The sequence below is a fragment of the Massilia aurea genome (assembly GCF_014200505.1).
Taxonomy (GTDB): Bacteria; Pseudomonadota; Gammaproteobacteria; order Burkholderiales; family Burkholderiaceae_D; genus Telluria; species Telluria aurea_B.
Genome location: NZ_JACHBX010000002.1, coordinates 237,340 through 250,183, shown reverse-complemented (window position 1 = coordinate 250,183; position 12,844 = coordinate 237,340). Strand labels below are relative to the sequence as shown.

16 protein-coding genes are annotated in these 12,844 nt (G+C 62.1%); 11 read left to right on the top strand and 5 right to left on the bottom strand.

All coding sequences use genetic code 11. The features are described from left to right. Nucleotides 1-7 precede the first annotated feature (7 nt). The 11 genes from HD842_RS10480 (at nucleotide 8) to HD842_RS10430 (ending at nucleotide 9,060) form a co-directional block, all read left to right on the top strand. Nucleotides 8-1,030, top strand: a complete 1,023-nt coding sequence (locus tag HD842_RS10480) for a KpsF/GutQ family sugar-phosphate isomerase (RefSeq protein WP_183554141.1) — start codon at nucleotides 8-10, stop codon at nucleotides 1,028-1,030. Further along, on the top strand, nucleotides 1,030-1,566 hold the full coding sequence (locus HD842_RS10475; protein ID WP_183554139.1) for a KdsC family phosphatase: 537 nt from the start codon (nucleotides 1,030-1,032) through the stop codon (nucleotides 1,564-1,566). The genes HD842_RS10480 and HD842_RS10475 overlap by 1 nt, the downstream gene beginning before the upstream one ends. 5 nt (nucleotides 1,567-1,571) lie before the next feature. Then, nucleotides 1,572-2,177, top strand: coding sequence for an LPS export ABC transporter periplasmic protein LptC (gene lptC / locus HD842_RS10470; RefSeq protein ID WP_183554137.1), 606 nt, complete (start codon nucleotides 1,572-1,574; stop codon nucleotides 2,175-2,177). 45 nt (nucleotides 2,178-2,222) lie between these two features. Further along, complete coding sequence (gene lptA, locus HD842_RS10465; protein WP_183554135.1) at nucleotides 2,223-2,771, top strand: lipopolysaccharide transport periplasmic protein LptA; 549 nt, start codon at nucleotides 2,223-2,225, stop codon at nucleotides 2,769-2,771. Continuing rightward, a complete protein-coding gene (gene lptB, locus HD842_RS10460; RefSeq protein WP_183554134.1) occupies nucleotides 2,768-3,523 on the top strand; it encodes an LPS export ABC transporter ATP-binding protein in 756 nt (251 codons plus the stop codon). Before lptA ends, lptB begins: the two co-directional genes overlap by 4 nt. Nucleotides 3,524-3,537: 14 nt before the next feature. Further along, nucleotides 3,538-5,022, top strand: a complete 1,485-nt coding sequence (locus HD842_RS10455) for an RNA polymerase factor sigma-54 (RefSeq protein ID WP_183554133.1) — start codon at nucleotides 3,538-3,540, stop codon at nucleotides 5,020-5,022. Between the two features lie 74 nt (nucleotides 5,023-5,096). Further along, on the top strand, nucleotides 5,097-5,453 hold the full coding sequence (gene hpf / locus HD842_RS10450; protein WP_183554132.1) for a ribosome hibernation-promoting factor, HPF/YfiA family: 357 nt from the start codon (nucleotides 5,097-5,099) through the stop codon (nucleotides 5,451-5,453). Nucleotides 5,454-5,551: 98 nt separating this feature from the next. Then, on the top strand, nucleotides 5,552-6,628 hold the full coding sequence (locus HD842_RS10445) for an enoyl-CoA hydratase/isomerase family protein (protein ID WP_183554131.1): 1,077 nt from the start codon (nucleotides 5,552-5,554) through the stop codon (nucleotides 6,626-6,628). Between the two features lie 85 nt (nucleotides 6,629-6,713). Then, nucleotides 6,714-7,784 (top strand): DUF5694 domain-containing protein, encoded by a 1,071-nt coding sequence (locus HD842_RS10440; RefSeq protein ID WP_183554130.1) that lies wholly within the window; start codon nucleotides 6,714-6,716, stop codon nucleotides 7,782-7,784. A 91-nt stretch (nucleotides 7,785-7,875) separates the two neighbouring features. After that, entirely contained in the window at nucleotides 7,876-8,427 is a 552-nt protein-coding gene (locus HD842_RS10435; protein WP_221290446.1) for a DUF1579 domain-containing protein, read from the top strand. Between the two features lie 60 nt (nucleotides 8,428-8,487). Beyond that, nucleotides 8,488-9,060: a hypothetical protein gene (locus HD842_RS10430; RefSeq protein ID WP_183554128.1), complete on the top strand. Its 573-nt coding sequence runs from the start codon at nucleotides 8,488-8,490 to the stop codon at nucleotides 9,058-9,060. Between the two features lie 52 nt (nucleotides 9,061-9,112). Here the strand turns inward: HD842_RS10430 and HD842_RS10425 are convergent, their stop codons facing one another. From HD842_RS10425 to HD842_RS10405, 5 genes are all read right to left on the bottom strand, one after another. Further along, entirely contained in the window at nucleotides 9,113-9,877 is a 765-nt protein-coding gene (locus tag HD842_RS10425; RefSeq protein ID WP_183554126.1) for an SDR family oxidoreductase, read from the bottom strand. A gap of 174 nt (nucleotides 9,878-10,051) precedes the next feature. Beyond that, nucleotides 10,052-10,930 carry an RNase adapter RapZ gene (gene rapZ, locus HD842_RS10420; RefSeq protein WP_183554124.1) on the bottom strand — a complete coding sequence of 293 codons (879 nt, stop codon included), beginning with the start codon at nucleotides 10,928-10,930 and terminating at the stop codon, nucleotides 10,052-10,054. Nucleotides 10,931-10,989: 59 nt separating this feature from the next. Next, complete coding sequence (gene hprK / locus HD842_RS10415; RefSeq protein ID WP_183554122.1) at nucleotides 10,990-11,925, bottom strand: HPr(Ser) kinase/phosphatase; 936 nt, start codon at nucleotides 11,923-11,925, stop codon at nucleotides 10,990-10,992. A 65-nt stretch (nucleotides 11,926-11,990) separates the two neighbouring features. Continuing rightward, nucleotides 11,991-12,473, bottom strand: coding sequence for a PTS sugar transporter subunit IIA (locus HD842_RS10410; RefSeq protein WP_183554119.1), 483 nt, complete (start codon nucleotides 12,471-12,473; stop codon nucleotides 11,991-11,993). A gap of 99 nt (nucleotides 12,474-12,572) precedes the next feature. Continuing rightward, on the bottom strand, nucleotides 12,573-12,788 hold the full coding sequence (locus tag HD842_RS10405; protein WP_183554117.1) for a hypothetical protein: 216 nt from the start codon (nucleotides 12,786-12,788) through the stop codon (nucleotides 12,573-12,575). Between the last annotated feature and the right edge of the window lie 56 nt (nucleotides 12,789-12,844).

Genomic DNA, 12,844 nt, shown 5'->3' with positions numbered 1-12,844 from the left:
TTCTGGAATGAGTGTAACTGATGACCAAATAATGCTGAAAAGTTTTGACGAAACCCTGGCGCAGCGCGTGCTGGAACTGGGTCGCCAGACGCTTGCCATCGAGGCCGACGCCATCGTGGCGCTGCACGCGCGTCTGGGCGACGACAGCAGCTTCGTCGATGCCGCGCAGCTGATCTACGCCGGCACCGGCCGCGTGGTCGTTTCGGGCATGGGCAAGTCGGGCCACATCGGCCGCAAGATCGCCGCCACGCTGTCGTCCACCGGTACGCCGGCGTTCTTCATGCACCCGGGCGAAGCCGCGCACGGTGACCTGGGGATGGTCACCGCGAATGACATCCTGATCGCCATTTCCAATTCGGGCGAATCGTCCGAACTGCTCGACATCCTGCCGGCCGTGAAGCGCCTGGGTGCGCGCGTGATCGCCATGACCGGCAAGCCGGCCTCGCGCCTGGCCAGGCTGGCCGACGTCCACCTGAACATCGCGGTGGCCAAAGAAGCCTGCACGCTCAACCTGGCGCCGACCACCAGCACCACCGTCACGCTGGCCATGGGCGACGCGCTGGCCGTGGCGCTGCTCGACGTGCGGGGTTTCCGCGAGCAGGATTTCGCGCTGTCGCATCCGGGCGGCGCGCTGGGCCGGCGCCTGCTCACACACGTGCGCGACGTGATGCGCACCGGTGACGCCATTCCGTCGGTGGGCCTGGATGTCCCGCTGGTCAAGGCGCTGCTCGAGATCAGCCAGAAGGGCATGGGTATGACCGCCGTGGTAGATGCCGCTGGCCGCCCGCTGGGCGTGTTCACCGACGGCGACTTGCGCCGCGTGATCGAGCGCATGCACGATTTTTCGAACGTGCTGATTCGCGACGTCATGCACGCCAATCCGCGCAGCGTGCGCCCCGAGCAGCTGGCGGTCGACGCGGTCGCCGTGATGGAAGAATTCCGCATCAACCAGATGCTCGTGATCGATGAGGCGGGCCAGCTGGTCGGCGCGCTGCACATCCACGACCTGACCCGCGCAAAGGTAATCTGATGAACACTCCTGTATTGGCCCACATCGAGCGCGCCGCGCGCATCAAGGTCATGATCTTCGACGTCGACGGTGTGCTCACCGACGGCAGCCTGACCTACGGCCCAGATGGCGAAGTCACCAAGACCTTCAATGTGCTCGATGGCCTGGGCATCCAGATGCTGAATAAATCCGGCGTGCAGACCGCGATCATCAGTGCGCGCCTGTCGCCGATCGTCGTGCGGCGCGCCGCCGACCTGGGCATCTCGCATGTCTACCAGGGCAACCACGACAAGCGCATCGGCTTTGCCAATCTGCTCGAAGCCACCGGCTTTACCGCCGACCAATGCGGTTACATCGGCGACGACGTGATCGACCTGCCGCTGTTCGCACGCGTCGGCTTTGCCGTTGCGGTGCCATCCGGCCATCCGGACGTGCAGCACCGCGCGCATTACGTGACCAAGAACGGTGGCGGACGTGGCGCGGTGCGCGAGATCTGCGACCTCGTCATGCGCGCGCAGGGCACCTATGACCAGGCGCTCGCGCCGTATTTCGCCTGAGCGCCATGGCCACGATCGCCTCCAACAAACGCACCGCGCATCGCTGGAATCTGCTGGCGATGATCGTGATCGGCGTGTTCTTCGCCTTCGGCAGCTTCTGGCTGCTGCAGCTGATGCAGGCGACCGACATCGACGCGCAGCTGGGCGGCCCGCCCGACGAACCGGATTACATCGTCGAGAATTTCTCGTTCGTCCGCATGACGCCCAACGGCCAGCCGAGCTACGTGGTGTCGGGCAAGCGCCTTGCTCATATTCCGCTGGGCGATGTGTCGAACGTCGAGCAGCCGCTGATGCGCGGCGTCGAGCCGGGCCGTCCGCCGATGACGGTGGTGGCCAAGAACGCGCGCATCTTCCATGAAGAACACCGCGTCGAACTGTTTGGCGACGTCGATCTGCAGCGCCCGAAGACGCCCGCCAGCGAAGCGCTGCGCGTGCGCACGCAGGCCATGACCGTGTTGCCCGACGAAGAAATCGTCAAGACCGACCAGCCGATCGACATGGAGCTTGGCGCGTCCAGCCTCAAGGCCACCGGCATGATGGCCAACAACGCGACCATGCAGATGCAATTGTCCGGCCGCGGCCGTATCGTCTATCCGCCACGCCAGCGCTGAAGGCCACCAGCCATGCGCGCGTGCTAACCCAGGACCAGCACCATCATGAAAAAACTCTTTGCTGCCGCTTTTTTGTCACTCCTTTCCTTGACCGCCATGGCCGAAAAGGCCGACTCGCTCAAGCAGGCGGCACTTGAATACGATAACGGCGACCTCGATGGCGTCGCAGGCGTTCGCACCTTCACCGGCAACGTGATCCTGACCCGCGGCACGCTGCTGGTCAAGGCTGAACGCGCCGTCGTCAGGGAAACGCCCGAAGGCTATATGAGCGTGACGCTCACCGCCGCCAACGGCAAGCCCGCCACGTTCCGCCAGAAGCGCGACGGCGGCCCGAACCTGTGGGTCGAAGGCCAGGCCGAACGCATCGAATACGATGAGCGTTCCGAGCTGGTGCGCCTGTACTCGAACGCCGTCGTCAAGGAACTCGAAAACGAACGGATGACCAACCAGATGACTGGCCCGTTCATCTCGTACGACAACCGCAAGGAAGTCGTCGCCGTGCGCAATGACGCCAGCGGCGAGAGCAAGGTTGGCGGCGGACGCGGCACGCTGATCCTGGCGCCCAAGCGTGCGCCGGCCGGAGGCACGCAATGACGGAACTGAACGATCGCAGCACACTGGTCGTCAAGGGCCTGCAGAAAAGCTATGGCAAGCGCCTGGTCGTGCGCGATGTGTCGCTCGATGTCGAATGCGGCGAAGTAGTAGGTTTGTTGGGCCCGAACGGCGCCGGCAAGACTACCTCGTTCTACATGATCGTCGGCCTGGTGCCGTCGGACGCCGGCTCGATCAGCATCAACGGCACCGACATCACCAGCCTGCCGATCCACCGCCGCGCGGTGCTCGGCCTGTCGTACCTGCCGCAGGAAGCATCGGTGTTTCGCAAGCTGACGGTGGAAGAAAACATCCGCGCCGTGCTCGAACTGCAGAAGGTTAACGGCAAGTCGCTGACCAAAACCGAGATCAGCGACCGCCTCGATACCTTGCTGGCCGATCTGCAGATCGAAAAGCTGCGCGAGAACCCGGCGCTGTCGCTGTCGGGCGGTGAGCGGCGCCGCGTGGAGATTGCACGCGCACTGGCGACCAACCCGCGCTTCGTGCTGCTCGATGAACCGTTTGCCGGCGTCGATCCGATCGCCGTGATCGAGATCCAGCGCATCGTGCGCTTCCTCAAGGAGCGCAAGATCGGCGTCCTGATCACCGACCACAATGTCCGCGAGACGCTTGGCATCTGCGACCGCGCCTACATCATCAATCAGGGCGCGGTGCTCGCATCCGGCCGTCCCGACGATATCATCGCCGACGAGTCGGTGCGCCGCGTGTACCTTGGTGAACATTTCCGCATGTAAGCCATACTCAATTGATGAAACAGTCCCTTCAGCTCCGCACTTCGCAGCACCTGGCGCTCACGCCACAGTTGCAGCAATCGATCCGGTTGCTGCAGCTGTCGACGCTCGAACTGCATCAGGAGATCGAGCAGATACTGGGCGATAACCCGCTGCTCGAAAGGCTCGACGATCCGCTCGATCATTCGGTGCGCTTGCTGGCCGATGGGGCGATCAACAATGCGCCGGCACCGGGCGAGGCGCCGCCGGCGCCGGGCCAGCAGGCCGAAGGCGAGGGTAGCGCGCCGGCCGAGGGCGAGGGCGCTGAAGGCGGCGCGGCCGATGGCGACCGGCCCGACACCGACTGGAACGAGGGCAGCGGCACGTCGTCCGGGAGTAGCAGCAGCGACGATGAAGACGGCCGCCCGCAGCTGGAGGCATGCGCCATCACGCTGCGCGAACACCTGATGGAGCAGGTGCGCGAAACGCTGCTTTCCACCCGCGACCGCGCGCTGGCCGAACTGGTGATCGACGCGCTCGACGACAACGGCTACCTGGAAGAACCGCTCGACGACATCCACGCGCGGCTGCCCGAAGAACTCGAGGTCGACCTCGACGAACTGCGCTGCGCGCTGGCGATGGTGCAGAGCATGGACCCGGTGGGCGTGGGCGCGCGCAGTGCGGCCGAATGCCTGGCGCTGCAGATCCGGCGCATGCCGGGCGTGCCGATGGTCACGCGCCGCATGGCCCTGAAGATCGTCGAAGGCTACCTGACCTGGTTCGCGCAGCGCGAATACAGCAAGCTGAAAAAAGCGCTCGATTGCGACGACGAAGACCTGCGCGAAGTGCAGGCCGTGGTCCGCCAGTGCAACCCGCATCCGGGCGCCGCGTTCGCGTCGAACGTGTCGGATTACGTGGTGCCGGACGTGATCGTGCGGCGCGCCAAGAACGGCTGGGCGGTCACGCTGAACCCGGATGTGATGCCGCGCCTGCGCGTGAACAGCCTCTACGCCACGATGCTCAAGCAGGGCCGCAGCGAGAGCCAGATGGGCGCGCAGATGCAAGAGGCGAAGTGGCTCATCAAGAACATGCGCCAGCGTTTCGACACGATTCTGCGTGTGGCCGAGGCGATTGTTGAACGCCAGCGCAACTTTTTCAGCCATGGCGCGGTTGCCATGCGGCCCCTTGTTTTGCGCGAGATAGCTGATACACTAGGTCTGCACGAGAGCACGATCTCTCGTGTCACAACCCAGAAATACATGCTGACCCCGCACGGCATGTTCGAGTTGAAGTATTTCTTCGGTAGCCACGTTGCCACCGAAGCGGGAGGCGAAGCATCCTCAACGGCAATCCGTGCGCTCATCGCACAATTGACAGGAGCAGAAGACCCTAAGAATCCATTATCCGACAGCAAGATCGCGGAAATGCTCGGGGAACAAGGCATGGTCATTGCGCGCAGGACGGTCGCAAAATACCGTGAAGCGCTCAAGATCCCCCCCGTCAGTCTCCGCAAAGCCTTGTAACAACGCCGCTCATACAGTCTGTGCCTTCAGCTCCTGTATGGTGCAAGCGACGTGACATCTTCAAAGGAGTGTGTATGAACCTCACCATCAGTGGTCACCATCTCGAAGTAACCCCTGCCATCCGTGAATACGTTCAGAATAAGCTGGAACGCATTATTCGCCATTTCGATCAAGTCATAGATACCCACGTCTTCCTGGCCGTCGATAACCTCACTGAAAAAGAAAAAAGGCAAAAAGCTGAAATCAATGTCCAGGTGTCGGGCAAGACCCTGCACGTGGCGAGCGTCGCGCAAGACCTGTATGCCGCGATCGACATGTTGATGGATAAACTGGATCGACAAATTCTGAAGCACAAGCAGATGCTGAAAGACCATAACCGCACAGCGATCAAACGCCTGGACGTCGACGAAGCAGACGTCGCTGCCGCCTGATCGAGCGCAGGTCACCACCGCCAGGGGCGTCTTTTCGGGACGCCCTTTTTGCATCCCGCTGCCGGTAAAATACGTGTTTCCTTTCGATGGATCACGCCATGTCCGAACACGTCCTGACCCGCATCGCCAACCGCACCGGCATCATCACCCTCGACCGGCCCAAGGCGCTCAATTCGCTGTCGCTGGACATGGTGCGCGCGCTGACCGCGATCCTGCTCGACTGGCAGCTTGACGCTGCGGTCGATGCGGTCGTGATCACCAGCAGCAGCGAAAAAGCGCTGTGCGCGGGTGGCGATATCCGCTTCTTCCACGACGTCGGCAACGCCTCGCCGCAAGGCGGCAGCGCACTGCTCGAGGATTTCTTCACCGAAGAATACGCGCTGAATCACCTGATCCATTTTTATCCGAAACCGTATATCGCACTGATGGACGGCGTGGTCATGGGCGGCGGCATGGGCATCGCGCAGGGCGGGCCCGATTGCGGTCTGCGTATCGTCACCGAGCGCACGAAGATGGCAATGCCCGAGGTGAATATCGGCCTGTTCCCCGATGTCGGCGGCAGCCATTTTCTGTCGCACGCGCCGGGGCAGTTGGGGATGTTTTTGGGCTTGACCGGCCTGACGATCGGCGCGGCCGACGCGCTGTACGTGGGCCTGGCCGATGTGTTCGTGCCAAGCGCAGACCTGGCGGCATTACAGGCGCTGATCGAGGCGACGCCGGGCGCGGATCTGCCGGCGGCGATCCGCGCGTTCGCCATCCAGCATGCCGGCGAGAGCGAATTGCAGGCCAACCGTGCGCGCATCGATGCGCACTTTGGCGCGGACTCGGTGGCGGCGATCATGGCGTCGCTCGAGGGGGACGACACGCCATTCGCGCAGAAGGCATTGAATGCAATGCGCCAGCGTTCGCCATTGATGATGTGCGTGACGCGCGAACTCCTGCTGCGCGGCGCATCGCTCGATGTCGCCGACTGCCTGCGCCTGGAACGCTTGCTCGTGCGCCGCAACTTCGAGCATGGTGAAGTACTCGAAGGCGTGCGCGCGCTCGTCATCGACAAGGACAATGCGCCGCAATGGAATCCGCCGTCGCTCGACCTCGTGACCGACGCGATGGTCGCGCGCTTCTTCGCGCCGGTGTGGCCGGCGCACGCGCATCCGCTGCGCCATCTCGCGTAAGCCTCTACATGCATATCCGTTTGCGCGTGACTTTTCGCGCAGGCGGTGCAAACATCGTGGCTTCATGAACCGATGAGGACCCCCGATGCGCATGACCGCCTTGCTGTTGTCGATGACCTTGTGCGGCGGCGCCGCCGCCCAGGCCTGGCAGCCTGACTTCAATGCGAGCGCATTCAAGGGCCCGGCCTCCGGGCCTGCCAACGAGGTGCTGGTGCTGGGCTCGCCCCATCTGTCGCAATTGCCGAAAACCTTCCAGGCCGCCAGCCTGACGCTGTTGAACGACCGCTTGGCCGCATGGAAGCCGCAGGCGATTGCGATCGAGGCGGTATCCGGGCCGCAGTGCGACTTCATGCGACGCTACCCGGCCCGCTACAAGGACTCGATCGATTCCTACTGCCGGGATACCGCGCCGGCCCGTCTGGCCACGGGACTGGATGTCGCAGCGGCGACCGAGGCCGCCGAGGCCTTGCTGGCAGCCTGGCCCGCTGCGCCTACACCCGCGCAGCGCCGGCGCCTGGCGGCGCTGTTCTTTGCTGGCGGCGAGGAGGCATCGGCGCTGGTGCAGTGGCTGCGCCTGCCCGAGGCCGAGCGCCGTGCCGGCGACGGTCTGGACGCTGCATTGGTCGGCGTCCTCGTGAAGCTGGAAACCAGGACGGACGAAAGCCTGATGATCGGTGCACGTCTGGCCGTCCGGCTTGGCCTTGAACGCCTGTACGCGATGGACGACCACACCGCCGATAGCGCGACGGGAGACGAGAAGGCGTTTGGCGATGCCCTGATGAAAGCGTGGGACAACCCGGCCACGAAGCAGCGCACGGCGGTGGATAAGGCGCAGGAGGGCTTGCTGGCCAGTGCCGAAGGCGTGCTGGCGATGTACCGCGCCGACAATGCGCCTGGTCAGGGGGCTTTGGTCTACCGCAGCGACTTCGGCGCGGCGCTCAACGAGCCGTCAGTGCAGCGCTTCGGCCGTCAGTACGTGGGTTACTGGGAAACGCGCAACCTGCGCATGGCAGCCAATATCCGGGACGTGCTAGGCATGCGGCCCGGCCAGCGCATGCTGGTCATCGTCGGCGCGTCGCACAAGGGGTATCTGGAATCGTATCTGCACCAGATGCATGATGTGCGGATCGTGGATGCGGCGTCGGTGCTGAAGTGACGAGGCGCCATATTGATGTCGGCGGCGGTCATCCGTGGTCGGTGGCGACGGGTGTGCGGGCCGACAGACCACCTATTATTCAAGGAGTGGCATGGCACTGGAACTGATGAGTTCAGCACCGACTGACTTCGATTTTGTTATTGGGAATTGGGTTGTCAGGCATCGGCGGCTCAAGGAGCGCCTGGCAAACTGCAATGAATGGGTTGAGTTTGATGGCGAGATGTCGACCCAAAAAATTCTGGGTGGCTTCGGTAACCTTGAAGACAACATCTTGCGCCTGAATGACGAGGTCTTTCGCGCTATCGCGTTACGCTCCTACGATCAGAAAACGAAGAAATGGTCGATCTGGTGGCTCGACGGTCGTCTTCCGAGTCAGATCGACGTTCCAGTGGTAGGCGAATTCATTGATGGCGTTGGTACGTTCTTCGCCAACGATACTTTCCAGGAAATCCCGATTCTCGTCAGATTCATCTGGCGCCAGATCGATCGAAACTTGCTGTACTGGGACCAGGCTTTTTCTGCCGATGCGGGAAATACATGGGAAACCAACTGGACGATGGAATTTCGTCGCCAGCGTCAGACGTGTGACAGGGCAGGCAGCAAGCCTGCGCCGCCCCATGCTTCGGCTGCTCGCGATGCCTGATTGCGGGGCCGGTGCGGAAATAATGTGACGGTCGCAGTACGTTAAAAGCAGAGCCAATCAATGAAAATAGTCAGACTATTCCTGTTGTTGTCGATGGTCGCGAGCAGCAAGCTGCAGGCTGCTGACGGCACTATGCAAACGGTCAAGGCTGCCGTGCAGGAGCAAAAACTGGCGATGTATTCGTATCCGACCAGGCTGGGCGAGCTGAAGTTCGTTGCCGCTGATGGCAAACCCGGCGCGGATGCACGCACGATCACGCTGAGAGGCAAGCCGCTCCTGGCGATCAAGGACGAGAAGGATGCGCAGGGTAATGCGCTGTCGCTGATGATTGAAGACTTGAAGCCAAGTTCAACAGAATACGAAGCGAAGATCGCCGGCCAGGCCGACCGGCCGAAAATCCGCCGCATGGTGGTGTTGCTGGGGCCCGTGGCGAACTGCGTCAAGCAATTCATCATTCTCGACTTCACCGGGAAGGACGCGTTCGTGTCAGAACGCTTCGGCCATAACCCCGGCGCTACCGCTTGCCTCGCATTCAAGCGCGCCACATGGGGCAAGAAAGAATCGGAGATTACCCTCGGTGGACCGCTGACCTACGTGTACTACACCGGTGGGAAGGTGATCGGTCCGATCTGACACGACGGCGGCATTCGCATCAGAGATGGTGGTGTCACTGGCATTTCTTCTACTACGTGCGGTTGATTGACACGCCACCGTCCACCAACAGCGTCGAGCCAGTGCTGAAGCTGGAGGCATCAGAAGCGAGATAGAGTGCCGAGCGGGCGATTTCCTCTGCCCGTGCAATGCGTTTGAGGGCGTGCAAGCCTTTTACAAAAGCCAGTGCCTCAGGCGTATTGGCGCTCGCTCGGCCCATCGGTGTATCGGTTCCTCCGGGGAGTAAAGCATTGGCGCGAATACCGTGCATGCCATATTCCACGGCGATGACCTGCATCAGACCGATCAGTCCTGCTTTACTGGCAGCGTACGCCCCCATTCCTGGAAAACCCACAGTGCTTCCGACGAATGTCGACGTGAAAATGATCGAACCACCGCCGCGTTTTATCATTGCGGGCAGTTGGTACTTCGCACCAAGAAAAGAGCCCGTCAAATTTGTATCGAGCGTAGCTTGCCAGGCGTCAGCCGATATATCGGCCACTGGGGCGGGATACCCTGTCGTACCAGCGTTGTTGAAAGCAATGTCGAGTCCGCCAAAATGGTTTTCTGCCATCTCAACCAATGAGCGTGCAAGGTTCTCGTCCCTGATGTCCCCGGCAATGGCAACTGCCTCACCGCCATGGCGCTCGATGTCCGCGACCAGTTTGGCAAGTTCGCTGTGGCGGCGAGCGGTGACGACCAGCTTCGCACCTTCGCTTGCGAATAGCTTGGCCGTTTCGTAGCCAATGCCTGAACTTGCGCCAGTGACGATTGCTACTTTCCCTGATAACTGCAGCATCGTGAATCCTTTGAAAGTATGGAGGAGATTCACAGCCTAACCAGCTAACGGGTGACGATCTATTCGTTTATTGCTTTCAAATAATTTGATGATGCGACCGCTGGTCGTCCACAAAGGGAGACGGCACCAGATCGAGGCAACGCAGACTCATCGACGCCTGGTTCTGACGTCGAATTACGCCGCCCGATGCTTCGGCTGTTCGCGATGCCTGACAATCACGCGCTCGGTCGCGCCGAAATGCGCACCCAGGTGTTCGGCCATGTACACCGAGCGATGCTGTCCGCCCGTGCAGCCAACCGCCACCGTCAGGTAGCTGCGGTTGTCGGTCTTGAACGACGGCAGCCACTTGGCGACGAAGTTCTGGATGTCAGACAGCATCTCGACGGCGCTTGGTTGCGCATCAAGGAAGGCGATCACGGGCGCATCCTTGCCGGTGAGCGGGCGCAGCGCCAGGTCGTAGTAAGGATTCGGAATCGCGCGCACGTCGAACACGAAGTCGGCGTCGAGCGGCACGCCGACCTTGAAGGCGAACGACTCGAAGAACAGCGTCAGCGGCGCGTGGTCGATCTCGGCGAGTTCCTTGATCCAGCCGCGCAGCTTGTTCGACGAGAGCTCGGACGTGTCGATCACGTGGCCCAGGTTCTCGATCGATGACAGGCGCTCGCGTTCTTCAGCAATGCACTCGATCAGGGTACGGCGCGATGCCGGGTTTTCACCCGGACGCAGCTCGTGCGACAGCGGGTGGCTGCGGCGGGTTTCGGAAAAGCGCGCCACGAGCGAATGGGTGCTCGCGGTCAAAAACATGACCTTGACCGAGTGGCCGTCATCGCGCAGGCGCCGCACGCTCACGGGCAGTTCGGCCAGCGATTCGGCACTGCGCGCGTCGACCGCGACGGCGATCTTGCCGCCGCCGCTTTCGCTGACGGTATTGACGAGGGCCGTCAGCAGGGCCGGCGGCAGGTTGTCGACGCAGTAGTAACCGGCGTCTTCCAGGACATTCAGGGCCACGGATTTACCCGAGCCGGAAATTCCGGTGATGAGGACGATGTGCATAGACGCGATGATACCGCAAGCGCCGGTCAGCCGTACACCCGCGGGCCGCGGGCACCGGGTCAATCGGCGCTCATGGCCTGGCGCTGGCGCTCCATGAATTCCTGCAGCGTGTCGATGCCGCGCAGTTGCAGGATCGTGTTGCGCACGGCGGCCTCGAGCAGCACGGCGATGTTGCGGCCGGCCGCCACCGGGATGACGACCTTGCGGATCGGCAGGCCCAGCACGTCTTCGGTCGGGAAATGGAAGGGAAGGCGTTCGACTTCTTCGTCCAGCGCGCCGCGCTTGACCAGGTGGACGATGAGTTTCAGGCGCATCTTGCGGCGCACCGCCGTCTCGCCGAAGATCGCCTTGATGTCCAGCAGGCCCAGGCCGCGCACCTCGAGCAGGTTTTGCAGCAGGGGCGGGCAGCGGCCCTCGATCATGTTCGGTGCGATGCGCGAGAATTCCACCGCATCGTCGGCCACCAGGCCGTGCGAACGCGAAATCAGTTCCAGCCCCAGTTCACTTTTGCCTAAGCCGGATTCACCGGTGATCAAGACGCCCACCCCCAGCACGTCCATGAACACGCCGTGCATGATCACGCGCTGGGCCAGCTTCTTGGACAGGTACACGCGCAGGAAGTCGATCACCTGCGCGGCCGGCAGCGGCGTGGAAAACAGCGGGATGTTCTGCTCGTCGCAGATCGCGAGGATGTCGGGCGGCGTTTCGAGACCCTGCGCAATGATCAGCGCCGGCGGTCCTCCGCCGATCAGTTCGCCAATCACGTGGGTACGCGAATTGGCTTTCAGGCGGTGGTAGTAATTGAGTTCCTGGTGTCCGAAGACCTGGATGCGGCCCGGGTGGATCAGGTTCAGGTGGCCGACCTGGTCGGCGGCCGACGCGGCATCGCCGGCGATCTGGCGTTCGCCGCCGGGAAAGCCCGCAAACCAGCCGAGCTGCAGGCTGTCGCGGTTATCGTCGTACAGCCGTTGAATGGTCAGCGGGGACTGCAGCATGGGCATCGTCTTCGTCACAAAAAAAGGCGCGCGACATCATTGCCGCGCGTGCAGTGACGTGAAGTTTAACCCAGAGCTTGCAGGCTGGGTTGCCAGTTGATAATGCGCTCGTGGACAGCCTTCGGATCGGCGTCGGTCGCCAGCGCAGTGCGGATGGCTTCGTCCGAGAACAGCTCGGCGATTTCCGACAGGATCTCGAGGTGCTGCTGCGTGACATGGTCCGGAATCAGCAGGAAGAACAGCAGGCTCACCGGCTGGCCGTCGGGCGATTCGAACGGAATCGGTTCCTTCAGGCGCACGAACGCGGCCAGGGGTGCCTTCAGGCTCTTGCTGCCCTTGATGCGGCCATGCGGGACGGCCACGCCATGGCCGAGGCCAGTGGAACCGAGACGCTCGCGTGCGAACAGGTTGTCGGACACAATCGAACGGGCAATACCGCAATTGTTCTCGAAGATCAGGCCGGCTTGCTCGAAGGCGCGCTTTTTGCTCGACACTTCGATGTCGAGCTGGACGTTTTCGAGCGAGAGGATTTTGCTTAAATTGGTCATAACATGGGGTGCGTGGCACAAGTGCGCGGCACAAGTGGCGTGCTTGCGAGCACGGATTATAGGCCTGTTTTATGCCTGGGACACTCGAAATCGCGAGCGTCAGGGCAGTTGGCGGGACGGTCGTTCGATACCCGTCGAAACAGGGCAACAGCAGCGTTGATTCATGTTAACGCCACCACGCAATTTTTTTAACAAATCGCAGAACGCGACCAGTAAATACATGCTTGCGCTGAGATTGGCCGATTTTTGCACATGATCTGCTGAAAAAACAAGCAGTTTCAGCAGCGCGTCATGGCTGCGCAAACTGCCAGCCACGGCGCACGGCTGTCGCCAAAAACGTACAGGCGTGCGAGTCGCATCCTGTCAGAAAC